Source organism: Brevibacterium picturae (assembly GCF_900105045.1).
GTDB lineage: Bacteria > Actinomycetota > Actinomycetes > Actinomycetales > Brevibacteriaceae > Brevibacterium > Brevibacterium picturae.
This window is the reverse complement of record NZ_LT629739.1, coordinates 3,703,211-3,725,636: the sequence shown is the minus strand read 5'-3', so window position 1 is coordinate 3,725,636 and position 22,426 is coordinate 3,703,211. Positions and strand designations below refer to the sequence as shown.

14 protein-coding genes are annotated in these 22,426 nt (G+C 62.4%); 5 read left to right on the top strand and 9 right to left on the bottom strand.

Annotated features, from left to right (window positions below; genetic code table 11):
• Nucleotides 1–14 precede the first annotated feature (14 nt).
• Nucleotides 15–3,434 (bottom strand): UvrD-helicase domain-containing protein, encoded by a 3,420-nt coding sequence (locus BLT92_RS16990; protein ID WP_092107491.1) that lies wholly within the window; start codon nucleotides 3,432–3,434, stop codon nucleotides 15–17.
• Nucleotides 3,431–6,307, bottom strand: a complete 2,877-nt coding sequence (locus BLT92_RS16985; protein ID WP_092107489.1) for a PD-(D/E)XK nuclease family protein — start codon at nucleotides 6,305–6,307, stop codon at nucleotides 3,431–3,433. The genes BLT92_RS16990 and BLT92_RS16985 overlap by 4 nt, the downstream gene beginning before the upstream one ends.
• Nucleotides 6,308–6,480: 173 nt before the next feature.
• Between BLT92_RS16985 and BLT92_RS16980 the strand changes: the two genes are divergently transcribed.
• Nucleotides 6,481–8,391 carry a GmrSD restriction endonuclease domain-containing protein gene (locus BLT92_RS16980; protein ID WP_092107487.1) on the top strand — a complete coding sequence of 637 codons (1,911 nt, stop codon included), beginning with the start codon at nucleotides 6,481–6,483 and terminating at the stop codon, nucleotides 8,389–8,391.
• A 265-nt stretch (nucleotides 8,392–8,656) separates the two neighbouring features.
• Here the strand turns inward: BLT92_RS16980 and BLT92_RS16975 are convergent, their stop codons facing one another.
• The 5 genes from BLT92_RS16975 to BLT92_RS16955 form a co-directional block, all read right to left on the bottom strand.
• The gene (locus BLT92_RS16975) at nucleotides 8,657–11,011 is read right to left on the bottom strand and encodes a 2OG-Fe(II) oxygenase (protein ID WP_092107485.1); all 2,355 of its coding nucleotides are present in this window, start codon (nucleotides 11,009–11,011) and stop codon (nucleotides 8,657–8,659) included.
• Complete coding sequence (locus BLT92_RS16970; protein ID WP_092107483.1) at nucleotides 11,008–11,583, bottom strand: ATPase; 576 nt, start codon at nucleotides 11,581–11,583, stop codon at nucleotides 11,008–11,010. The genes BLT92_RS16975 and BLT92_RS16970 overlap by 4 nt, the downstream gene beginning before the upstream one ends.
• Nucleotides 11,583–11,942 carry a TA system antitoxin ParD family protein gene (locus tag BLT92_RS16965; protein WP_172802614.1) on the bottom strand — a complete coding sequence of 120 codons (360 nt, stop codon included), beginning with the start codon at nucleotides 11,940–11,942 and terminating at the stop codon, nucleotides 11,583–11,585. Before BLT92_RS16965 ends, BLT92_RS16970 begins: the two co-directional genes overlap by 1 nt.
• Before the next feature lie 87 nt (nucleotides 11,943–12,029).
• Entirely contained in the window at nucleotides 12,030–14,093 is a 2,064-nt protein-coding gene (locus BLT92_RS16960) for a PQQ-binding-like beta-propeller repeat protein (RefSeq protein ID WP_092107479.1), read from the bottom strand.
• A gap of 109 nt (nucleotides 14,094–14,202) precedes the next feature.
• Nucleotides 14,203–15,141, bottom strand: coding sequence for a patatin-like phospholipase family protein (locus BLT92_RS16955; protein WP_009884114.1), 939 nt, complete (start codon nucleotides 15,139–15,141; stop codon nucleotides 14,203–14,205).
• An 83-nt stretch (nucleotides 15,142–15,224) separates the two neighbouring features.
• Between BLT92_RS16955 and BLT92_RS16950 the strand changes: the two genes are divergently transcribed.
• Nucleotides 15,225–15,443, top strand: coding sequence for a hypothetical protein (locus tag BLT92_RS16950; protein ID WP_009884115.1), 219 nt, complete (start codon nucleotides 15,225–15,227; stop codon nucleotides 15,441–15,443).
• 59 nt (nucleotides 15,444–15,502) lie between these two features.
• On the opposite strand, the gene BLT92_RS16945 is transcribed toward BLT92_RS16950, so the two are convergent.
• Both BLT92_RS16945 and BLT92_RS16940 read right to left on the bottom strand, forming a co-directional pair.
• Nucleotides 15,503–16,309: an SWIM zinc finger family protein gene (locus tag BLT92_RS16945; protein ID WP_172802613.1), complete on the bottom strand. Its 807-nt coding sequence runs from the start codon at nucleotides 16,307–16,309 to the stop codon at nucleotides 15,503–15,505.
• Nucleotides 16,293–19,418, bottom strand: coding sequence for a DEAD/DEAH box helicase (locus tag BLT92_RS16940; protein WP_092107475.1), 3,126 nt, complete (start codon nucleotides 19,416–19,418; stop codon nucleotides 16,293–16,295). Before BLT92_RS16940 ends, BLT92_RS16945 begins: the two co-directional genes overlap by 17 nt.
• 185 nt (nucleotides 19,419–19,603) lie before the next feature.
• Between BLT92_RS16940 and BLT92_RS16935 the strand changes: the two genes are divergently transcribed.
• The 3 genes from BLT92_RS16935 to BLT92_RS16925 all read left to right on the top strand — a co-directional run bounded on the left by BLT92_RS16935 (nucleotide 19,604) and on the right by BLT92_RS16925 (nucleotide 22,321).
• On the top strand, nucleotides 19,604–20,842 hold the full coding sequence (locus tag BLT92_RS16935; protein ID WP_231938892.1) for an MFS transporter: 1,239 nt from the start codon (nucleotides 19,604–19,606) through the stop codon (nucleotides 20,840–20,842).
• A gap of 100 nt (nucleotides 20,843–20,942) precedes the next feature.
• Nucleotides 20,943–21,587 (top strand): hypothetical protein, encoded by a 645-nt coding sequence (locus BLT92_RS16930; protein ID WP_009884119.1) that lies wholly within the window; start codon nucleotides 20,943–20,945, stop codon nucleotides 21,585–21,587.
• Nucleotides 21,584–22,321 (top strand): RES family NAD+ phosphorylase, encoded by a 738-nt coding sequence (locus BLT92_RS16925; protein WP_009884120.1) that lies wholly within the window; start codon nucleotides 21,584–21,586, stop codon nucleotides 22,319–22,321. Before BLT92_RS16930 ends, BLT92_RS16925 begins: the two co-directional genes overlap by 4 nt.
• The last annotated feature ends 105 nt before the right edge of the window (nucleotides 22,322–22,426 follow it).

Genomic DNA, 22,426 nt, shown 5'->3' with positions numbered 1-22,426 from the left:
GGTACGCCAGCATCTCAGATCGTCTCTGCACGGTTCCCCACCTCCACTATTTCCCCTAGCAAGGGCAAGTGAATGAGCACTTGAGACCGGCAACGTCCGGTGGTCCCTTCCAGCGCCTGCACATACGTTGCCAACTGCCCCAAATAGTTCTCTCGGATGTGACCGATCGGATTCGTGCCGGGATAGGTCTTATGGTCAACAAGGACACAATCGCCGTTCGGAAGATTGAGCAGGGTGTCGATCCACCCCTCCATCACCTGTCCAGCCTCGTTGCGCCAGACGATTGGCTGCTCGGTGAGCACCTCGGCGCCGGGGAATGTCGTGTCGATCCATTCGGTCCAGCGACGGCCGATCTCGACCAGCGACTTTGCCGAGAGCACCGTGCCAGCATTCCATCGGTGGAGAATACGCTCGGCAGCGTCTTTCGCTGTTTCCTCAGTCAACGACGAGAGCGGCAGCCCAAGGTAAGCATGCACGGCATCGCCGATGCGGTCCCAGTCTTTGCCGCCCTTGCCGACGAGGGGCTCCCCCAGACGCGCGAAGACGCTCACGTCGGCATCGATGCCTTCTGATTCGACGCTGCTGGCAGTGAAACGCGAGGGGATCCCGGCTGCCCCCTTGAATGGTCGGCGCATTGCAATATCCGTATGAGCAAAGAAGGACAGTTGCGGTGCCTGCACATCCTGCGAGGGCTCGGAAGACAGAGAGTATGCGCAGATCCGGATCGGCAGATCGAACTGCATCGACACATTCTCATTTCCCAAGGCCCGGCGGTTCGCGATCCGCAGCTCCCCCGTCTCGTCGGCACTTGGTACAGAGTCGTCACTGATTTCCGGCAGGTCCCAGGTGAGCAGCTCCTCGTCGACTGCCGCGTTGAGCACGTTGTTCGTTCCGGTGGGATCGCCGAACGCCATAACGCTGTGGCATTCGGCTCGGGTGAGAGCGACGTAGAGCAAGCGGGCCGCCTCATTGCGTTCTGACTCGGTACTGCGACGCACGCTGTCAGTCTGTCCCAGGCGTTCTTTCACTGGTCCGAAGTCTTTGAGGACCTTTGGCAGCAGTCGGAGAGAACGATTCGCAAGCGGATGTCGTGCGTCGAAGACCGGAGCTTTCTCCACCGTGACCTCACGGTGGCCGTAGTCCTTGTGGGCAGAGACTCCGACGATGACGACAGGCCACTGTAGACCTTTCGACTGGTGCATCGTCGTCACCAGCACGGCATCATGAGCCGTCGTCTGTTCGAATGCTCCTGCCGCCTCGGTGAGGTGGTTCAGCAGCCCGGCCGGTGTCACCGGCATCCGGGTCTGGTGAGACGCGTCCTCATACTCTGCGGCGATCTGACAGAACGCATCAAGTGTGGACAGTCTCGTCTCCGGAGCCGACCACGTTTTGATCCGCTGCGGCAAATCGAGGGCGTCGATGACGGCAAGCAGAAGTTCGACTGCTACGTGCTGAGAGCCCTGTGTTGTCAGCTTGCTCAAAGCGGCGAGCGCAGGGTCAGACCACCATGTCGACGGGCGCTTCCGACGCTCGTCCTCGTCAGCGATGCGCACGGCGTCGTCGAACCATGACTCGTGATGTTCGTGATCGCTTAAGAGGGTGACGAGTTCGGCCAGCGCCACAGTGTCCTTAGGGTCGACAACTGCGGCCAGCCCTGCGGCAACGATCTGCCCCTCCCTCGTCGCGAGCAGATCCGTGGTCGAGCCGATGGAGGGGATCCCGCGCTCGTGAAGTTCGGCGACGGTCTTCGCGACCTGAGTGTTCGTGCGCACGAGGACTGCGATGTCGCCTACGCCGGCGTCCCGGTCCGACAGCTGTGGTGAGCGGGAGAGGAAGTCGACGACGCCTTCGGCGATCGTGCGCACCATCCTGCTGTCCGAACTTCGGGTGCCGCCCTTGTCCGTATTCGGCACCCAAAGCTCACGTCCGCCGGCCGCACGCTGTGCCTGACGTGCCGGTGGAATGCTAAGGACGACTTCGTCCTCCGGTTGGTCTGCAAAGACTGAACTGAAGATCGCATTCGACAGGTCCAACGGCGGATCGGTCGATCGCCAGGACGCGCCGAGGTTCTCCGTCGTCGCGGTCCCTAACTCTGTCTGGCCGTCGATGAGGGCGGAGAAGACGTCGTTCATCAGCTCCGGGTCCGCACCGCGGAACCCGTAGATTGCCTGCTTGCGGTCGCCGACCCACACGACCTCGTCGACGAGTTCGGCCAGTTCCACGAAGATCGCCAGCTGGATCGGCGAGGAGTCCTGGAACTCATCGACTGCCAGCAGGCGGAATTTCGAGGCGACGGAACGACGGACACGGTCATTCGTCCGCAGCAGGTCGAGTGCCCTCACTTCCTGGTCCACGAAGTCCATGACACCCAGCCGGTTCTTGTGCTCCTCGTAGGCGTCGAGGGAGGCGATCGCTGTGTCGATGATCAGGCGAATGAGTGCCTCGACATCATCGTGGAAAGCATCGTTGGCCAACAGCTCACCGGCCACGAGCGACGCACTCGAAGTTTCGAGGACCTGCTTGGGCACCTTGCCAAGAGTCTTTCCTCCCGGAGCCTGCGGATATTTCATCTCGGCGACCTTGGCCCACGTTGACCAAGCGATCCCGGCGTTGGGATCGTCCTCCTCGGCGCGGGCATCGAGGTCGCCGCGGGCATCGAGGTCGCGGAGGAAATGGTCGAGGGTGATGATGCTGCCTTCGACGTTGCCGGCGCTTCGTTTGTCTATCGTGATCGGAGGCGCGGCTGTCGTGTCCAGTTCGTCACCGTTGAAGTGCCGCAGTGCCGCACGGAGTTGGTCAATATCGCTGGCCAAGCGGCCCCGCCACGCCTCGCGCCTGTCGGGACGCCTCTCGGGCATGGAGGAAAGGAAAAGTTCCACCGAGGCGTCCGCGGATTCGCGCAGCTTCACCTCGCCGAGGTGGTTCGCCCGTGCAGCCTCGGCGACGGACTTGACGAGGCCGGACCAGACGACCGGCCCATGGCCGAAAGGATTCGTGTCCTCAGGGTTACCGTTGTGACCGGTGCGCAGCAGCAGGTCCCGGTGGGCCGCCTCGGCGTCGGCGATGACGTCGTCGACGGCTGCGGTGAAGACCATCGCCTGCTCGGACTCGTCGAGCACGCGCAATTCGGGCGAATACCCGGCATCGATCGCGTAGTCGGTGACGAGTCTGCCGGAGACCGAGTTGATGGTTCCGATGAGTGCTGTACCGATCTCCTCGGCCGCGACGGTGTTGCCATCGTCGAGGAGTCGCTTCTGTGTCTTCTCGACGAGGTCGGCTGCGGCGCGGACGGTGAAGGTGGTCGCGATGACTTCGCTGGCCTTCAGTGGTCGGGTGCCGTCGGCGGGAGTGTCGGTCAGGCGCCGCGAGAGAACTTCGGTGAGTCGGTACGTCTTGCCCGAGCCGGCCGAGGCGGTGATGACGTGGACGCTCATGAGTGGTCTCCCGCGATCCCGTAGATGATGTTGAAGGCGCTGAATCTCTGCGGTTTGTCGATGAAGAGTCGCCCCTCTGCGCTTGCAGCGTCTTTGATGGCCTTGATCGCCTTGTTGAGGTCCGTACTCTTCTCCTCGGGCGTGATGCCGAAGTCGGCGTAGACGTCCGCGCTGAGTGATTCGAAGTCGCCCGTGGCGATCTTCGTCAGGGCGTCTTCGACTGAGGCCTCGATGCGCGGCCACAAACCAGCGGGGTCCCTGCCGAAGTCAGTCTCGCTGTCGTCAGTCTCATCGAGTCCTCCGGTAAAGTCCGGGTCGAGAGCGGAGTCGGTGCAGACGAATCGCCCCTGTTTGAGCAGGAAGTAGGCTGTCAGCGGATTCCCGTCGCCGCCAGCCTCGGCCGTGCGGGAATAGACGCTCAGCTGTGCGGCTTCACCCTCGTCGATCATCGTGCGATACCGCTTACCGGAGTTCGACCATTTGAGGTCGATGATGGCCGGTCGCCCGTCGTCGAACGTTCCTTCGAGGTCGCGCATTCCGCCCAGTTCCACGGTTCTGGGTGAGCCCCCGACAGTGAGCTCCCATGCGTGGGTGAAGTCAGCCTCGGCGCCGGTGAGGGTGATGCCGCGGTTCTGCAGCGCGGTGAACAGGGAGGTCAACGAGGCGAGCACGGTGGAGCGGATGGTCCCCAGCCGGGCCTTTTGGCCGGGCAGAAGCAGCTCTGAGGCGAAGCGCGGAACGAACCGGTCGAAGGTGTCAGCGATCATCGGTGTCGTCGGGAGTGATCCATTCGCTGCCGCTCCCCTGGTGACGAGATTCTCGACGATGGCGTGGACGAACGTGCCGATCATGCGGTTGCCGGTGGGAACCTCGGAGGAGAAGCCGCGTTTGATCCCGAGGGCGCGCTCCAGTGTCCAGCCCAGTGGGTCGCTGAGCAGCTGTTCGATCTGGGTGAAGGACAGCCTGTCGGGAAGGATATGAGTGAATTCGCCGTCGAGGGAACGGGAGATCGTGCTCGGTGGGGTGGTGGTCTCGAGGGTCACCTCGTCGAGGGTTGTCGAGACGTCGCACAGTCTCCAGGTCTCTGCCTCGTGCAGTGTGGGAACCGGGCGGGCGACCGAGGCATCGCCCAGCACAGCATCGACGCCTTTCGAGGCGAATCGCTCGGGGTCCGACGCAGCGATGTCCTCGGCCAGGCGTGAGAGGGCGGCATGAAGTGACGTCACCTCGCCGCGAACGCGGTCGGGGCAGAAGCAGATCAGAGTGGCGGCGTGGCGGAGCCCGCGCAGCTCCGCAGCCTGGCGCAGACGTTCGCGTTCTGCTGCGGTCGAGATCTGGGCGCCGGCGTGGGACAGTGCCGCGGTTTCCTCGGGGTCCCAGAGTTCGGTCTCAGAGCTGTCGCTGCGGCATGAGGACCACCAAAGGATGGTCTCGCAGTCGTCGGGGACTTCGGAGGGTTCGGAGACCACGGTCCATTTCGCTGCGACCGCCTCGGCGGTGCTGTGCGGTGCGGTTGGGGCACAGGCATCGGCGATGTCGAACAGTTCCCGGACGCGCAGCTTTCTCTCGGACAGTTGGGCGAGTGCTTCGCGGAAGGAGGTGAGGTGGGTGGTGGCCTCGGTGATGAAGGTTGTCGTAGTTTCCGAGGCCGTCTCGCCTGGGTGGTGTGCGAGTGCGCGCAGACGGCTTGCCAGCCAGTCGAGGGCAGGTTGAAGTGTCGTGAGATCGACGAGGTCGTTGTCGACGGACGGCGGTGAGAGGCGAATGAGCCGGTCGATGGTGTGTGCAGTCTCTGCTGCCTTCGCTTTGACCTCTGGGTCGGTGTCGGCGTCGTCGTGGAGATCGCGAAGTGCTTTCATCCATGCGGAGTCGGGGTCGCCGGAGAGGCCAGGTTCGGCTGTCAGCGCATTGAGGAGTGCTTTTGAGACCGAGCGGGGAACGAGAGCCTTCGCCGATGCTTCCGAGTTCGGAGCTCCGAAGGAGAGACTGAGGAACTCCGCGACCCGGCGGATGTCTGTCGGCGGCAGGATGGCGCTGAGGAAGACCGGCAGCACCTGCCCGGAAGGACTTGTCGCCGACCGGCGGGCAATGCCGAGTGTCGGAGTGCCTCGGCGGGCCAGCTCATGATCGAGGACGGTTGTTGAGCCTCCGGAGATGATGCAGAGCTTGTCACGGTCAGGGGCATTGGACAACCAACGTGCGGCGCCCTCGGCGGTCGACCATTCATCTGGTCCGCTGACGATGGTCAGCTCAGGGACTCCGGAATGTGGGGACGCCTCGGTGATGGTGACACCTGCGATGTTGAGCGCTTCGAGGATGTTCTGCCATGTGTTCGGAAGGTCGGTCAGACGGTCCTGGATCTCGATCGTATCGATGCCCAGTGGCCAGTTCGGTCCGTGGTGGCGGATGAGTGTGAGGACTTCGCGCAGGTCATCGGCTCTGCCGGGGACCAGGGTCGCGTTGCGGTCGTGGTCCGGACCGAGGTGCACCAGACGTTCCACTGCGGCCAGGGCATCGAGCCGAGGGTGTTCAGCGTAGTTTTCGGTGTCTGTGGTCGATTGCCAGCCGGCCTCGATGGCGTCATCGCGCAGGCGGAGGAGATGGTGGGCGGTGTTCCAGGGATCGGTGGCAAAAGAACGCTGATACCAGGGGTGGTCGGCCTCGGCCATGAGAGACCGGTACTGTGCGATGCGGACGGGACGGTTGACGGTCGTTCGTGTAGTTCCGAGCCGGGTCTGCAGGACACCGAGGAAACCGAGCGGGCCGGTGACGACTGTTGTGCCGGCGGGGCTGGTGGTGGTGCCGGTGGAATCGACGCTGTTCTGAGACTGCCACGGGGCTCGGTCGAGGGCCCACCCGAACTTGATGTGCATCCTTGCTCCTCCCTGACCAACTGATGACGACAGTAGTAGGGCTGCGAGATTTCGCCAAACGGCTTTACGAGTAATTGACTCATTAATACTTGAGAAATCGACCAGTTTGTCTGTGGACTCGTCCGATCGCAAGCCGATGGTTCGATGTCCCACACACGATGTAAGGTCGCTGTATGGGATTTCAGACTCCGCAGTACACACTAGATGACTACCTCGCTAGGACCGTTTCCGGGGCGATCCAACTCCCTGATTTCCAGCGGGGATACAAATGGGATGATGAACGTATTCGCCAGTTGCTGGTCACCATTCTGCGCGGCCACCCTATGGGCGTAGTGATGCTGCTCGACACGAACAATGACGAAGTTCGGTTCAAACCGCGACCGGTCGAAGGCGTTCGACTGGATGCGGATATATCACCGACTCATCTGCTGCTCGATGGGCAGCAGCGCCTCACCTCATTGACTCAGGCATTGACTAACGACGGAGTCGTCGAAACCAAGGACTCGCGTGGCAAGCTCATGTCTCTACGGTATTTCGTCAACATCAGCAAAGCACTGGACGGCGAAGGATCGATGGATGAAGCCGTCATCTCGGTCGGTGAGGATGGGAGAATCTGGACCAATTTCAAACGAGATGTGGAACTCGACCTGTCGACACCCGATTTGCAAAGGGAACAGGGTTACTTTCCGCTTAATCTCCTGTTCCAGCCGGTGGAGAGCCAAGGTTGGATACTCAAGTACGCCATGATCGACCAGAAGTTGGCGGGGCGGTTCCACGCAGAGGTGCTGACCCCCGCAGCGAGGTATTCTATCCCCGCCATCGAACTAGACCGCAATACCTCGAAATCCGCGGTAGCTACGGTCTTCGAGAAGGTGAATACCGGCGGGCTCGAACTGAACGTCTTCGAGTTGCTGACGGCGACGTTCGCCGGAGACGCCGACTACTATGCCGAACACGGGACGGACTTCCGCCTCAATGACGACTGGCGCGAGACGCGAGCTGTGTTCGAATCCCAGCCGGTACTGCAGGAGGTCAGCAGCACGGACTTCCTCCGAGCAGTGACTCTCCTCGCGACTCGCAGGAAGCATCTGACTGACACAAGGACACGCCCGACTGCCGTGTCCGCTCGCAACGAAGACGCCCTGAGGATCAGCCTCTCGGAGTATCTGCAGTGGCGTGACCCGCTGCGGGAGGCCTTCCTCTGGGCAGCGGGATTCCTGGCTGACAGACATATCTTCGACACGCGGTTCCTGCCGTACGGGACGCATCTGATCCCTCTGGCCGTCATCAAGGTGATCGTGGGAGCCGACGCGGATCTGCGTGGACCTCGCAGCCGGATCGTCCAATGGTTCTGGTGCGGTATCCTCGGTGAGCTGTATGGAGGCACGACGGATACGCGCTTCGTCCGCGATGTCATGCTTGTGCCCGACTGGGCTCGGGCGGTGGACGGAGCACGAGTTCCGACGACAGTGCAGGACGCACAGTTCGTCGAGTCCAGACTCCATTCTCTGCGCACTCGCAACGCTGCTGCTTATAAGGGCATCTACGCACTGTTGCTTGAAAATCAGGCGCGTGACTGGATGGAGGACAAACGATTGGACCTGGTTCAGCATCGCGAATTAGCCGTCGATATCCACCACATATTTCCTAAGAAGTGGTGTGCGGATCACAACATCGACGACGAGCACCGTGAGTCGATTGTCAATAAGACAGCAATCAGTGCGAAGACAAACCGCTCGATCGGTGCTCGAGCCCCTTCACACTATTTGGATCTCATCGAGCGTAATGCACAGATCACGACCGATCAGGTCGATGAAGTGCTTGACTCGCATTGCATTAATCACAGTCTTCTGCGTAACGACAGTTTCGATGGCTTCTTCTCTGACCGACGCGAGAAACTGCTCGGTCTGGTCGAATCAGCGATGCAGAAGCCTGCACAGAGGGACGTGTCACAGGGATACTTTGTTGAGGGATCGTCCCAGTTCGAAGAGGCGGAAGTCGCCGAATCCGCCGATGAGTCGGTCGACGACTCGATTCCAGGAGCGGTACCCGACGCGACGCTTGTCTCCGTCAACGAACACTGAACATCCACGCGGACGCAGAATCAGCCTCGTCGGGACGGCCATTGGCAGGTCGAACAGAGCATGCTGTGGTGATACACGTTGAAGGATAGAGACGCGGCTCCCCTCGCAGATCAGGTTCTCCAGACATATACGCCAAGCCTCTCGGACGATTCCAGCAGTCCGCACGGGGCTGACCATCGATAGCTGTCGCACAAACTGAAGAGCCGTCATAACGCGCCACGCAGCGGGCGGAACAGCAGAGTGCGCTGCGTCGTCGTTGCCGGTGTCACCGGTTCAGTCCCCGTACCCAGGCCAACTGTTCTGCGCAGTACTTACGCCGTGCGACATCTTCCTTCATGAGCAAGTCCGTCTTATGCAATTTGAGCTTGTGCGGGCTTCCTGTCCGTTCCGTCGTATGTGTCACCGGCAGACCCTGCGCATCGATGGCATTGTGAATGTGTTGTCGGCGCAGCTTCGCCAACGGCCAGGTCAGCGATCGCTGCTCCGACGATGCCAGGAATCCGGCCAAGTGATCGCAGTCGGCGCACCCGCAGCCGGTGAAGGGAATCGACCAGTCATCGGCGGCGCGTTCGGGCTTCGCGAGTTCAGCCTCGAGACGACGCCGACGTTCGGCGACGATGGGGGCGAAGTTCTCGTCAGTCGGGTCCGCCGCCGATTGCAGAACGGACACGTAGAGGGGAATCAGATCGCCGCCCAGGCCGTCGAGGCCATCGACGATCGCTGCGGCGTGGTCCCTCGTCGCCGCCGACACCACCTCGGCGACGAAAGCGCCGAGGTCCACCAATGATCTCCACGCCTGAGCCGGCGGTATCTGCCTTGCCGCCGAAGCGACCTGCTGGGGAATGAAGGCTGCCGCATGAGAGGTCAACACCTCAGCAACGGTCGCACCCGATGGGGACTCGTCTGTTCGCAACACAGCGATCGTCGACGCCATGGAGGTGTTCACCCATTCGATCAGGGCACGGACTCCGGGCGTTGTGAAGCGCGGTCCGGCGGATGCCCACGAACCCAGTAGGTCACCAAGCCAGGACGTTCCGTACCTCTCTGTCAGCGCGCCCAGCGCCTCCGCTTGCTCTGCACCCAGACCCGCTATTCCGTACGGGGTGAGTACGACGGTCGCGGCTGTTCTGTCCTCGACGCCCAACGCCACTTCCAATGCCAGGTCGAGCGACTCGGGACCGGCTCCCGACCAGAACGGCTCGAGCGATCGCGCATCGGCGGCCGCCTCGGCGATCTGCCCCTGAGCCAGTCGGTCGGCCAAGGTTCGCAGCGCCCATCCCGAACCGGCCTCGGCACGGACGACGAACGACGATTCCATCGGCCACAGGATGATCGCGGCCCGCCGGTACCAATGGTCGACGGTGTTGCCGTAGTTGCCCATATAGCCTTCGTATTCGGCCGCATGAGCAGTGAGCTGCCGAGTGGAGGTGACGGCCAGCGTCTCTTCCTCCCCCACTCGCGATTCGATCGACTCGCCGACCCCCGTGTCGGGAACCATCCACCAGTTCAAGGTGATGTCGCCGTCGAGCAGTTCGCCATCGGTGTCGAGGGTCTCGATGTCGGGTTCGTCCTCGTCAGCCCAATAACGACCCCGGTTGCTGTAGTAACCGCCGCGGTCGTCGATCGCAGCCTCGCGCGTTTCGTGGATCTCGCTCAGACCGAGCATCGCTTCGCATCCGGCAGATCGGGCGGCACTGAGCAGGCATGCGGCTCGCAGGCGGTCGCCGCCCTTGAGCGTGGTTCGGCTCAGACCGTGTCGGCTGTATTCGTGGTCAAGGAGGAACACCATCCGCTGGGGAGGTGTCGCATTCCCGCCACCCAATCGCGGCTTGACCGGTGTGGTGAAGTATTCGGTGATCAGAGCCGTCAGTTCGCTGTCGACGGGATCGCCGGTGCCGGCGTCGTCGGCGGCTGTGGTTGTCATCGTGTGGTCGTCGGCCGTTGTGTCTTCGGCCGCTGGGTGGTCGACGAGGAGGTTGAAGGTCAGTGTCACCCGATGACCTGACGTCACCGGCTTCACTTCATGCCGTCGGTCAGCGTAGAACGCTGCGAGTGTGATGTCGTCCTGGTCGCCGGTGAAGATCCGGTCAGCGCCGTCGTCGTCGACGACGAGTTCGCCACCGGTGTGTGTGGTCGGCAGTCCGACCACGAGTGTGGCCAGCATCGAGTCGTCCTTCTCCGAGTCCTGATGCGGCAGGAAGAACTGCCCCTTCCCATAGACGAGCATCGAGTGGAGTTCGGCGCGGACCGTCGCATCGGCAGGAATTCCCAGCGCGGCACCGAGGTGGCCGAGAGACTCGTCGAGCGCTCCCGTCCAGTTGTCTGTCCCCGTGGCACCGGTTGGGTCGCCCAGGTGGACGTGCGCCGGATCGATCACCCAGGTGTCGCGGACTGTGGGGTCGAAGACGGTGTCCTCGCCACTGCCGAAGTGCGCGGGTTCGGCGATCGAGATCAGCGCTGCGATGTCGTCTTCGCCGATGGGGAAGGACAACGGCGCACGATCGATGAGGATGTTGAGGCCATCGGGCTGCACACGTGTCGATGCCGCATGGACGATGTCCGCACCGACGCGGCTCAAGTGCGTCTTGAGTCGGTCGGCGATCGGTTGCGAGGACATCATTCTCCCAGTCTCTTCAGCGGGTCAGGGACCCAGGTCGGCCAATCCGGCGAGCCCACCAGTGCTCCGAGTTCAAAGCTGGCGCACAGGTGGAACGGTCGGCGAGCGCTGCTGTTGTCGTACAGTTTCACCGAATCAGCCGTTCCGATCGTCTCCGCGACAAGGTCCCACAAACGCTCGTATCTCTCCCGGATCTTGTGCTCCGGCACTGTGTGCCCCCCGCGACGCACACGCTCGCACACTCGCTGAACCGTGAGGTCGACGGGGACCATGACGATGTGCAGTGTGACGAGGAATCCGGCTTCGGCAGCATCAGTGACCAGCTGGACCTTACTGGGGTGCGAGAACTCGGTCTCTGAAATGAAAGATCGCTTCTCGGCGATGAGTTCCCGCCTTAGCCTCTCTGCGATCCGTGCTGCTTCAGAGGCATGTTCCAGCTGAGCGTCCGGCCATCTCTGCGCTGCGATGACGTCGGCGTTGATGAACGGCAGATGCGTCACAGGTGCCAGGACATCATGGAGGTAGCTTGATTTCCCAGCGCCGTTCGGCCCCGCGAGCAGATGCAGAACCGGCATCAGGCCGTTGGCCGATGCACGACCAGGTTGCCGTCCTCGTCCAGCTCCGAATACTCTTCACCGGCTGAGTCGAAGCCGGTTGCGTAATCCAGTCCCTCTCGCAGTGTGCGAGTGCGTTCTTCCCACGCCTCGCGCACGATGGCCTGTTCTCTTTCGGCGAGCGAGTCATAGGAGCTCGTTCCGGCCAAGACCTGCGTAATCTGACGATGATTGACCGTGGGCGACGATTCCATTTCACGCCCGATACGAGCCCAATGCGCAATCTGCTGAGGCACCGTCCTCGAAGCGGCCTTAGCCGCCGCGACAGCGGATTCGTAGACGTCTGCCGGCAATCTCGTCGGTTGGCTGCTCCTAGTCATGACCCCATTGTAGTACGACGCTACACGCGGCTTCCAGGGGCGGACGACGTTTCCAGGGCAGGTCGATCATTGTCGAATGCGCAGACTTCATCCGGTGTATGAAGACACCGAATACACCTTGACCGCTCCTGCCTCATTACCTTTCAGCAGCAGGTGCGCTGCGTACCAGCTGTATTCATCGTCCGGGTCGATCGTCTCGCCGGGGCCTTTCAGCCCGCAGATGACGTCGCCGGCTTTGAAGGCATCGGCGCCGAAACCGCCGATTCCTTCCATCAGGCCAACACCATTGCTCATGGTGTAGTCCCCGTATTCCTCGCCCACGACTCCGATAAGTTCGCAGGTATCGACTTCGGTCCCGTCCTGGAGAGCCAGATTTCGGTAGGTCAGCGGTGGGTTCGCAGACGCATCCCCGATGACTGTATCCAGGTCTCGCATGACCTCATCAGTGGCCATCGCACCGGCAGTGCCATCGTCGCCTTTCGCGGCCGCATCGACGAACTTCTGAACTTCCTCGACTTCCGGGACCCGGACAGTTTCTCCACCGACGGTGAACAGCACATCCTGAGGTTCGTATCCTCCCTTCGCCCACGCAAATCGGAGCTCCACCTCCCCCGTGCGCTCTGCGGCGTTGTAATCCTCATCGCCGTATACAGCGATATTGCTCACCGTCGCTGTCATATAGGGGCCGGTGAGGTCGACCGCAGAGACGATGCTGCGGTTGAAGTCGGCAAGCTGCTGGAAGTCCGAGTCCTCGCTCCACGGCTCGATCGAGGTGACGAGGTTCAGCTTCTGGTCATAGACACCGACCGAATCCGTCACCCAGTTCCCACCCGGATAGCAGACGAAGTCGATAGCCACCATCGGCTTCGGTGTGGCCACCGACGTTGTCACGTCATTGATGGCGATCGATGACCCGTAGTCTCCTTCTGCGGTTTTGCCGTCTGCGAATGCCTGCTTCGCTCCCTCGGCCATAGTTAAGTCTGCACAGGCGGGAGGAACCTCCAGCTTCGCGTTGCGGATGTCGTCCTCCGATGGGAGCTTCGGTGCGGGCAGCGCCGAAATGCTCTCATCGAAGCCCTTGTCAGCCGTCACGGAATCGTCGTCCGACGAGTCCGTGAAGTCGAAGGAGCTCACTGCGCCCTCATGCTGGATGCGCAGCTGACTGCCGGCGACCGCGAACCCGTCGGCCGGCGCAGACACTGCCCACAGCTGGTCACCGGTCGAGAGGTCAAGGCCTTTCACCCCGCCCGAGGTTCCGATGATGAGAACACCATCGACGGCTGTCCACGACGGGGTGACGCGTTTGTCACCGAGCCCGGTCACCTCGGCGGCGGAGGGATCGAGGTCCTGCGTCCAGAGGACGCTGTCGGAATCGACGGCGGCAAGGGTCTGACCATCGGAGACCACCCACGGTCCGGTCTCCCCCACCTGGGGACCGGCGATCATCGAGGCATGGGCCTCAGGGGCGAGATTCAAACCGTCATAGGTCTGATCGTCCGGCCCGGTCACTGCTCCTGCATCGTCGATGTCGAGAGGAACCCTCGACGATGCGGGATCCGGGTCGACATCGGCCTTGCTCTCAGCCGTTGTCACCGACCCGTCGCTGAGTGCGACCGCTCGGTCCCCGCACTGGACAGCGCCACCGGAGACTCGGCATGCGGTGGGAGTGCCGGCCAGTTTCTCCTCGTCGTCGGAGGTGTCGTCGGAAGCGTCCGGGTCGAGCGCCTCGTCCAGCGGCTCGGTCTTGCCGGTGTCGATGTCCTGGTGCGGAACGGACACCGTCCAGGCGGGCTGATCATAGTCATCCACTCGGGTGAGAATCGAGGTGGTTGACCCGATGAACCGCAGGATCTCTGGGGAGGTCTCACCCGCTTCGGCAGAGGCAGTCAGCGGGGCGCCGCTGAGGTGCATATCCGCACTCAGACCGCTGAAGTCCATGACATCGGATTGGCTGGGAGTCTGAGCGTAGTTGGGTTTCGGATCGCCGAAGGGGTTGTACCCGGAAAAGAAGGCGAAGGAGCCTCCTGCGATGAGTGCCACGACCGCAACTGCGGCAATGCCGAGCAGGACGGGTTTGGATTTCGATTTCATCGTCGCGCCCTGCTCGGGCGAGGGCGGCTGTGATTCATAGGAATTCGGGTGGTCGCTCATACTCAGTGAATCTAGCAGGAAGCCCTGACGCGACTACACGAACTGTAGTGGATCACCGAAATGTTGTCAGATCGCAATTGTGGTCAACGATTGGGAGGAGCACACGTCCTCATCGACTCGATGGCACTGGGCTGCCTGACGCACCTACGAACTCACGGATCGCGGGCAGCTCGCGGCGGGCCTGGGACAGTCCCATGCGATGAGCAGCGGCGAGGCGTGAAAGGTCACGGGTGCCATTGTCGACCGGCATCCGCTCAGGAGCGAAGACGTGTGCCTTTCCCTCCGCTTCGAGAGCGAAGATCCGTTCGCGCGTCTCGTTGTACCGTGCCCACCGGGTCAACAGCGCCTCCGCCAATGCGGGATACCGACGGAAGATGCTCCGGTAGACTGCGGAGAAGCGCTGCGGCGCCTTTCGATACGAGCGCTCCTGCGTGAGCACGATGACGAACTTTTCGAAGCCCTCTATCTGTGCCTGACTCAGAGCGATTCCGCCGTCCTCGCCCATCGCCCCGTCGACGTACACATGCCCGTCTAAGTGGACCGGCGGCATCAGCCCAGGCATCGTCGAGGAGGCGCGTACACGGACCATCAGATCCTCGATCTCAGGAGTGTCTTTCCGCGACCACACAACATCATCACCGGATACCGCATCGAACGCGACAATCCTCATGTCTGCAGGACTCGATTGAAATGACTCCCAGTCGAACGGCAGCGCCTCGTCGGGGCCGCCCGCCTGCTGGTAGATGTACTCCGCGTTGAACATGCCCTGCCCACGAGCGAAATAGCGCAGGCCGCCGAACTGTTCATCGGCGGCGAACTCGACGAATGACCGACGAGCGCGTCGCGCGTCACCGGACAAGTAGTTCACCGCATTTGAGGCCCCGGCGCTGATACCCGCGACCCAGTCGAAATCCAAGCCAGCTTCGAGCAGCGTGACGACCATCCCGCTCGTCAGCGACGCCCGCATGCCACCGCCCTCGAAGATCAGAGCTGTATCGCCGATCCGAGTCGTGTCCGCCGCTGTCGTCACCTGACTTGCACCTTTCATAATCGTCATCCTAAAGAAGGCTACCCGATGGTAATTGACCGGCACCCAAAGACGGCGGAGTCACCGCCAAGACAAGAGCATCGATGTCAGTCAGCACTGACCCCGAGATCCCGGTCGACCACATCGACCTCGGCCTCGCCGATGCCCACTTCCAGGATCAGGAGATGACCACAGTGGTGCTGCGAACCCTCAACAGAACGGCGAGTTCCAACCCGGCAGCCTTCCGCCGCGGGCTCGCTCATGAGCCGGCGACCGGAACTGCTGACTTCGTGGGTTCGAGCCGACATCATCGAAGACCGTGACACGGTGCTGGACCGTGACGAGCTGCTGGAGTGAGAGGACTTCTGGACAACCTCACTGATCAGCCGTCCTCGGCCAGCGCCTCATAGGCGGGGCGGAGCACCTCGGCGAGGGGCTGCTTCCGCACCGTGACGGTAATCGGTGGCACCTGTTCGAGCACGGAGACCGCCGTCCCGAGCGGGCGTGGCGGGACAATCTGGGCGGGCTGGAAGTAGAACTCGTCGAGGAGCTCGGTCAAGGGCACCGGGGCGGAGTTCTCCACCGTCGAACCGGTGTGCAGGTGCTCGAGAAGGTCCTCGCGTTCGCGTCCTCGCCAGGCGAGGATCCGAAATGGGTCCTCATCGAACTGTTCGGCGAGCAGATAGAACACTGCCGCGACGTGCTTGCACGGCACGGCGGCGTCCGGGCAGGAGCAGTCGAGAGTGAGCTCGCCCTTGATCGGGAACAAGGTGAGGCCCACATCGTCGAAGAGCTTCTCGATGTCGGCGGGCATCTGCCCTGACAGCAGTTGAGCGACGAACCAGGCGTCCTCGTTCATTCTCTCCTCGATGCTCGCCCATTCGGCCTTGCCGTAGGCGCGCAGTCCGATGCGCACGCGGTAGGGACGAGCTCTCGAGCCCTGCACGGTTGCGCTCACCAGACCGGCGTCGAGGTCGATGTCGAGGACCTGGCCTCTGCGGGCATAGTTGCGGCCACGGGTCAGCCGGGTGCCCATTCCCATGCCTTCGAGGACGGTGATGAACCGTGTCGACCACCAGGCCTGGGCCATAGAACCGCGTTTCGATTTCGCGCGGATGCCGCCGTCGACCGTGCGCGGCTTCGACGGCGGATAGAACCGGGATCCGAATGACTTACTCACCAACGGCATCCTTCGACAAAGTCAAGAGGTCGCGCAGACTGTCCGTCGACATCTCGGTCAACCATGACTCTCCCTCACCGACAACCATATCGGCCAACTCCTTCTTCTCCTCGAGAATTGCGTCGATCCTCTCCTCCAAGGTACCGATGCCGATGAACTTGCGCACTTGCACCCGGCGTTTCTGCCCGATTCGGAACGCTCGGTCCGTGGCTTGGTTCTCCACAGCCGGGTTCCACCAGCGGTCGAGGTGGACGACTTGGTTGGCAGCGGTGAGATTGAGCCCGGTGCCTCCGGCTTTGAGGGAGAGCACAAAGATCTTCGGACCGTCCGGTTCCTGGAAGTCTTTGACGATTTCGGTGCGACGCTGCTTCGAGGTGCTTCCGGCGAGATAGGCGACATCGGTGTCGAACTTGGCCGCAAGGTGAGGCACGAGCATCTCCCCGAAGTCGGTGAATTGCGTGAAGCACAGCACCCGATCCCCCTCCGCCAGGGTCTCGGACATGATCTCTTCGAACCTCTCGAGTTTGCCCGACCTCTGCCCGATCGCCGAACCGTCGTGGAGGAGATGGGCAGGATGGTTGCAGACCTGTTTGAGTTTCGTCATTGCCGCCAGCACCAGCCCGCGCCTCTCGATACCGCTCGATTCCTCGATGCGCCCCATCATCTCGGCGACGACGGATTGGTACAGCGAGGCCTGTTCGACTGTGAGGCGGTAGTGCTGTTTGATCTCGATCTTCTCCGGCAGATCGTCGATGATCCGCGGATCAGTCTTCGTCCGTCGCAAGATATAGGGCCGAGTGATCCGACGCAGGCGGTGCGCTCGCTCCTCGTCGGCCCTCACCTCGATCGGACGGACGAATCGTTCGCGGAACTTCTCCGGGGTGCCAAGCATTCCCGGGTTGACGAAGTCCATGATCGACCACAGTTCGCTCAACCGGTTCTCCACCGGGGTGCCGGTCAGCGCGATCTTCTGTCCCCCGTTCAGACGCCGGATGGCCTTGGTGGTCTGGGAGAGGCGGTTCTTGATCACTTGTGCTTCGTCGAGGACGACGCGTACCCAGCCGATGCGTTCGAGTTCGGCGATGTCGCGGGATGCGGTGGCGTAGGTGGTGATGACGAGGTCCGACTCGGCGAGAGCCGCATCAAATGCGTCCCCGCGGGGACGGGCCGACCCGTAGTAGACGAGGATGCGCAAGCTGGGGGCGAATCTGGCAGCCTCGGCTTCCCAGTTGCCGATCAGCGACATCGGGCACAGCAACAGGGTCGGGGCACTGGTCATGGTGTCGGGGTCAGCAGCGGCGTAGGCGCGTGCGCGGGCGGTGGCTTCCAGGGCGAGCAGCTGCACGGTCTTGCCGAGGCCCATGTCATCGGCGAGGACGGCGCCGATTCCCAGACGTCCGAGGAAGTCCAGCCAGCTCAATCCCCGAGCCTGATACGGGCGCAGTGTGGCCCGGAAGTCCTCAGGTGGGTCGACTGTCTCGATAGTCTGGGCCGCAGTGCCGTCGAGCAGGTCACCCAACCACCCGTCTGCCTCGACGGAGGTGATCTCCAAGGGCGTCTCGAGTTCCTCAGGATCGCCGAGGGCGAGCGTCATCACCTCGGAGATTGGCATCTGGCCCTCCTCATGGTTCTTGAGGAAGTCGAGTCCACGTCTGATTCGCTCTTGGTCGACGACAATCCACTGTCCCCGCATCTGCACCAAGGGTGCCTTGGCAAAGATGAGGGCCGCGATCTCGTCATCGCTGAGGCCGTGGTCCCCGACGGCGAGCGCCCAGTCGAAGCTGGCCAGCCCGTCCCTGCCGATCTTCGCTTCCTGTGGGTCGCCGTCTGTCGGTGTGGCATGGAGCTTGAGACCGACCTTGGGCGTCGTGCCCCACCAGGACGGCAGCTGCACCTCGACCCCCGCCTCGGCGAGTCCGGTCGCTGCAGTATTGAGGAAGTCGAAGGCCGCTGAGGTGGAGAGCTCAAGTTCCGTCGGTTCGGCCCTGCGCAGCCCCGCCTCGAGATCCGGGTATACCCGTTGAGCGCGAGCGAGTTCGGCCAGCAGCACCTCGCGGGGTTTGTCGAGCCACCTCGCCAGACTCCCATCGTCATCCCAGACTCGAAAGGCGTCGATGACGAGGCTCTGGTCGCTGCGTGAGCGCAGGAGGAAGTCGAGGTGCCAGCGAACTTCGGCAGCGTCCGATTCGGTGAGGGTGCCTCCTTCAGGTTCAGGATCACGCAGGCGCAGGACCAACTGTGCCGGACCAGGTGACTCCGCTCCTTCGCGTACCCACGGGTCGAGTTCACGGATGAGTTCTTCCGCCGCGGCGGGGGCGATGTCGACACGTGCATCATCACCGGTCAGTGACTCGAACCACGTCTCGGCGGCGGGCAGAGTGGAGGGACGACGGCCCCGCCGAGGTGCCAGTAGGTTTGCGGGCAGGCGCCGGCGCACGAGGGCGTCGACGACGCCGTCCAAGAGTCCCAGGGTCAACTCGGCCTGCGGTGTCTCCGGTGCGGCGGCGCGAAAGGACGGCGGCATGGTCTGGACCAGACCGTGGTTCGTCACGGCGTCGGCACCGGTGGCGAACACCCGCCACCGGGCCTGCACCTCGGTGGTGGTGGTGTCATTGTCGTCTTCGTCGTCTCGGCCGACGATGACACAGGTGGGGAGCACGCGGGAACGATCCACGAGCATCTCGCCATGTCGGCGAAGTTCAGCAACATAATGAACGGAGGCGGCCGGTCGCACGTCGACCTCCGACTGATCCCCCAGGATCGAGTCGAGAACAGAGGACAGTTCGGAAGCGGGAATCCGCATCACGGGCACAGACCACGGCAGCAGAGACGGAGCCGAAGAGGACCGGCGCCGAGGCTGGATGCGCACCATCTCGGGTGGATCCAAGGGCGAGCGCTGCAGGGATGGAAGCAGGAGAGTCTGGGGCGTTCTGCGAGCCCCCTCTGAGCGCCCGAGAATGTCGGCGAGTGAGTCGGTGGGGACGGCGAAGGGGTGGTCGCGGACTTGGCGCACTGCTGCGCTGGGGCTCGAGACCGGGAGGGCGGAGTCCTCGGCCCACATGCCGATGTCGATTCCGTACTGGGCATCGGGCAGTGCACAAGCATGCAGAACGTACACTCTGACTCCTTCACACCTGGCTCACCGGTCGACGCATCTACGATACAGTCTTCCGAGCTCTCATCATGGACTTTGTCAGTGCCGGTGAGGGGCAGGTTACGATCGATGCTGCCACTTGTCGGCTCGCGTCACCTCAACAGTTCGAGATGGTCGGCGTCGAGAGCGATCCCGCTAGGCTGATGGACATGGCAATCGGTCGTGGCTTCAACGCTCTCTGGAGCACGAGCGCGCTATCGAACCTCGCCGACGGCCTCGCGTTCGTCTCAATGCCGCTGCTTGCAGCCTCGATGACGGATGATCCTCGCCTTGTAGCCGGATTGGCCACTCTCTATGCCGTGATCCGACTCGTGGCTGCTTTGCCGATCGGCGTCTGGGTCGACCGGTTTGATCGACGAACATTGATCGTCGCGGCCAACATTCTGCGAGGAGGTGCGCTGGCCGGATTCGCGCTGACCATCCAGTTCGGGGTCTCCTCCCTCATCGTGCTGTACTCGGCTATGGCCGTAGTCGCGGCTTTAGAAAGCGTTGCAGACAGCGCTGCAATAGCGATCCTGCCGTCGCTTGTCGGGACCCAACGACTGGAATCTGCGAACGGACGTATTGCAGCGACGCAGTTGATCGCCGATGAATTCGCTGGCCCTCCCCTGGGTGGATTCCTGTTCGCACTTGCGGCCTCAGTCCCCGCCTTTGCAATGGGCGGGCTCTGGGCGCTTGCGGGAGTCATCGCTCTTGCTCTGCCGACCCGGAGTCCGTCGACACTGTCCGCTGACGCACATTCCTCCCGACGGTCAGTCTTTGCTGAGGCTGTCGATGGCATTGCCTGGTTGCGACGCCACCATGTCGTCGGCGGCCTGGCCGTCATCGGAGCACTCGCAAGCATCGGCTACATGTTGCCGTTCTCGATCCTCGTTCTCTTCGCCCGGGAACGTCTCGGGCTGAACGGCACCGGTTACGGCCTGCTGCTCGCGTTCTCCGCCCTCGGAGGTCTCCTCGGTTCAATGCTTGCATCGCGCCTCCGCGCGCGTCTTGGGTCCAGATGGACGATTGTTGCCAGCCTCATCCTGGGAGCAGTTGCCCTCGGCGGCCTTGCGCTCACTCAGAATCCAATCGTCGCGGGCTTGCTGTTGGCGCTCTATATCCTGCACGCCGTCGTTTGGAACATCTGTTCGCTGTCGTTGCGGCAGCGACTCGTTCCAGACGACCTCCTCGGACGAGTCGGTGGGGCCACGCGAGTGCTCGGACTCTCTGGCCTGGCCGTCGGATCCGCGCTCGGTGGCATTCTGGCCGATTTCGACCTGAGGATTCCGATTGCTGCGGGAGGAGTGCTTTTCCTCGCGTGCTGCTTCGTTGCGGTGATCATGCTTCGAGGTGAGCTGGATTTGGGCATTCGACCAACAAGTGCACCGCACGAATCTGGGGACTGATGCAAGAAGTGTCGCTTGCCGGGGTTGAATGTAGCAGTCGAATCTCTTAACTCTGCACTATTCAGACTGCTACACTTGGAATACAGTTTGGAGGCACACCATGACCGCACACGCATATGGGGCTCCGCAGAACCGTCAACTGCAGGCCCAGAACCTCGAATGGTCGCAGATCAACGTGGAGGGACTGAGCCCAGCCGAAGTTGAAAATGCCCTCGAGCTGTACCGGACCATCGTCCAGGAACAACTCGATGAGCGCTCCTCCCTGTCCAAACGTTTGGCCCATTCGTACCTGACAAGGACCATTCAGCTCATCCCCGAAGCCACCCAGAGGCAAGCGCAGCGCAGCGTGGCATTCCGGGCTCGGTTGCTTGAAGAGGAGGGCGTGGAGACTTACGAATCCCTGGCAACCTTGCGCGGATCTTCGCAGAGCACCGTTCGCACCTGGGTGGCACGGCAACGGGAGCAACTCCACATGTTCACCATCGACGTGGAGGGCAAGACGTTCATCCCAAAAGTCCAGCTGACCCATCGCGGGACGCTCAATGACAACGTCACCGCCCTGATTGCACCGCTGCTCAAAGTCGGCATAGGCAGCTGGGGACTATGGTCTTGGCTCACCGCACCCACTGGTCTGCTCAGTGATGAGATCCCAGCAAAGGTTGCGGAGACGAGCCCGAAGCGGGCAGTGAATGCTGCCGAGCTCTATGCAGAGGATTTGAGGGATGCGAAAGATCGGACCGCATGAGCCCGATCATTCTGCCGCCAGAGCGTCTCAGGTGCCCCGATCCCGCGAAGTGCCCCGTCGCTGTTGACGAACTCTGTGATGCTGTCGCGGCCGGCGCATTGCCATTGACGGTGTTGAAAGCCGATAGCGAGTGGTTCAGGGTGTTCAATACTGTGGACGGATACGCCACACCCAACCCGGGCAAAGGGAACTCTCGGTTCTCACCATTCAACGAAGCGGGGACCCAGGCACGCGTCCCCAGCATGTACCTCGCCGACACACTCGAGGCGGCCCTGCTCGAAACCAGTTTCCATGACGTCCCGATCCTGCCCCCGAGAGAAGTGAACGTCTCCACCCTCCTCGGCATGGCACACGCTCAAGTCAAACTTCCAACTGATCTCTCCGTCGTGGATTTGCGGGACCGGAGCCTGAAAGCCATGGGAATCGGCCGGGCTGGCCTCGCCTCGAGCCCGCGGGAGCACTACCCCTGTACGCGGCGAGTGGCCAAACGCATCCACACCTCAGGGCAGAACATTGCCGGTATTCTCTGGCACTCCCGGCAAACGGAGATCAATCAGCTCCCAGCAGCGGAAGTGCTTGTGCTCTTCGCCGATCGAGTGCCGACTGACCGCGGAGACTGGCAGCTCGTGCCCAACTTCTCGTCCATGGGGGCACTCCTAGAAGGGTCTGGGTGGTTGCTTGTCGATCGGCTGGCGGACTCACTGGGCGTGACTCTCGTTGACGAGCTCACCTGAGGCGCGCAGTGTCGAGAAGCTGGGACGGCAGGTCTTTGACGGCCTTTCCAATTTCGATCGGACGGACTCCTATCGCGTCGCAGAGCATGCCGTCTTGAGGATCGC

Coding starts and splice junctions, on each gene's coding strand:
- BLT92_RS16970 (WP_092107483.1), bottom strand. CDS start 11,583: ATGCCGGTTCTGCATCTGCTCGCGGGGCCGAACGGCGCTGGGAAATCA.
- BLT92_RS16985 (WP_092107489.1), bottom strand. CDS start 6,307: ATGCACATCAAGTTCGGGTGGGCCCTCGACCGAGCCCCGTGGCAGTCT.
- BLT92_RS16930 (WP_009884119.1), top strand. CDS start 20,943: ATGACCGCACACGCATATGGGGCTCCGCAGAACCGTCAACTGCAGGCC.
- BLT92_RS16925 (WP_009884120.1), top strand. CDS start 21,584: ATGAGCCCGATCATTCTGCCGCCAGAGCGTCTCAGGTGCCCCGATCCC.
- BLT92_RS16945 (WP_172802613.1), bottom strand. CDS start 16,309: ATGCCGTTGGTGAGTAAGTCATTCGGATCCCGGTTCTATCCGCCGTCG.
- BLT92_RS16955 (WP_009884114.1), bottom strand. CDS start 15,141: ATGAAAGGTGCAAGTCAGGTGACGACAGCGGCGGACACGACTCGGATC.
- BLT92_RS16935 (WP_231938892.1), top strand. CDS start 19,604: ATGGCAATCGGTCGTGGCTTCAACGCTCTCTGGAGCACGAGCGCGCTA.
- BLT92_RS16965 (WP_172802614.1), bottom strand. CDS start 11,942: ATGACTAGGAGCAGCCAACCGACGAGATTGCCGGCAGACGTCTACGAA.
- BLT92_RS16960 (WP_092107479.1), bottom strand. CDS start 14,093: ATGAGCGACCACCCGAATTCCTATGAATCACAGCCGCCCTCGCCCGAG.
- BLT92_RS16975 (WP_092107485.1), bottom strand. CDS start 11,011: ATGATGTCCTCGCAACCGATCGCCGACCGACTCAAGACGCACTTGAGC.
- BLT92_RS16950 (WP_009884115.1), top strand. CDS start 15,225: ATGTCAGTCAGCACTGACCCCGAGATCCCGGTCGACCACATCGACCTC.
- BLT92_RS16980 (WP_092107487.1), top strand. CDS start 6,481: ATGGGATTTCAGACTCCGCAGTACACACTAGATGACTACCTCGCTAGG.
- BLT92_RS16990 (WP_092107491.1), bottom strand. CDS start 3,434: ATGAGCGTCCACGTCATCACCGCCTCGGCCGGCTCGGGCAAGACGTAC.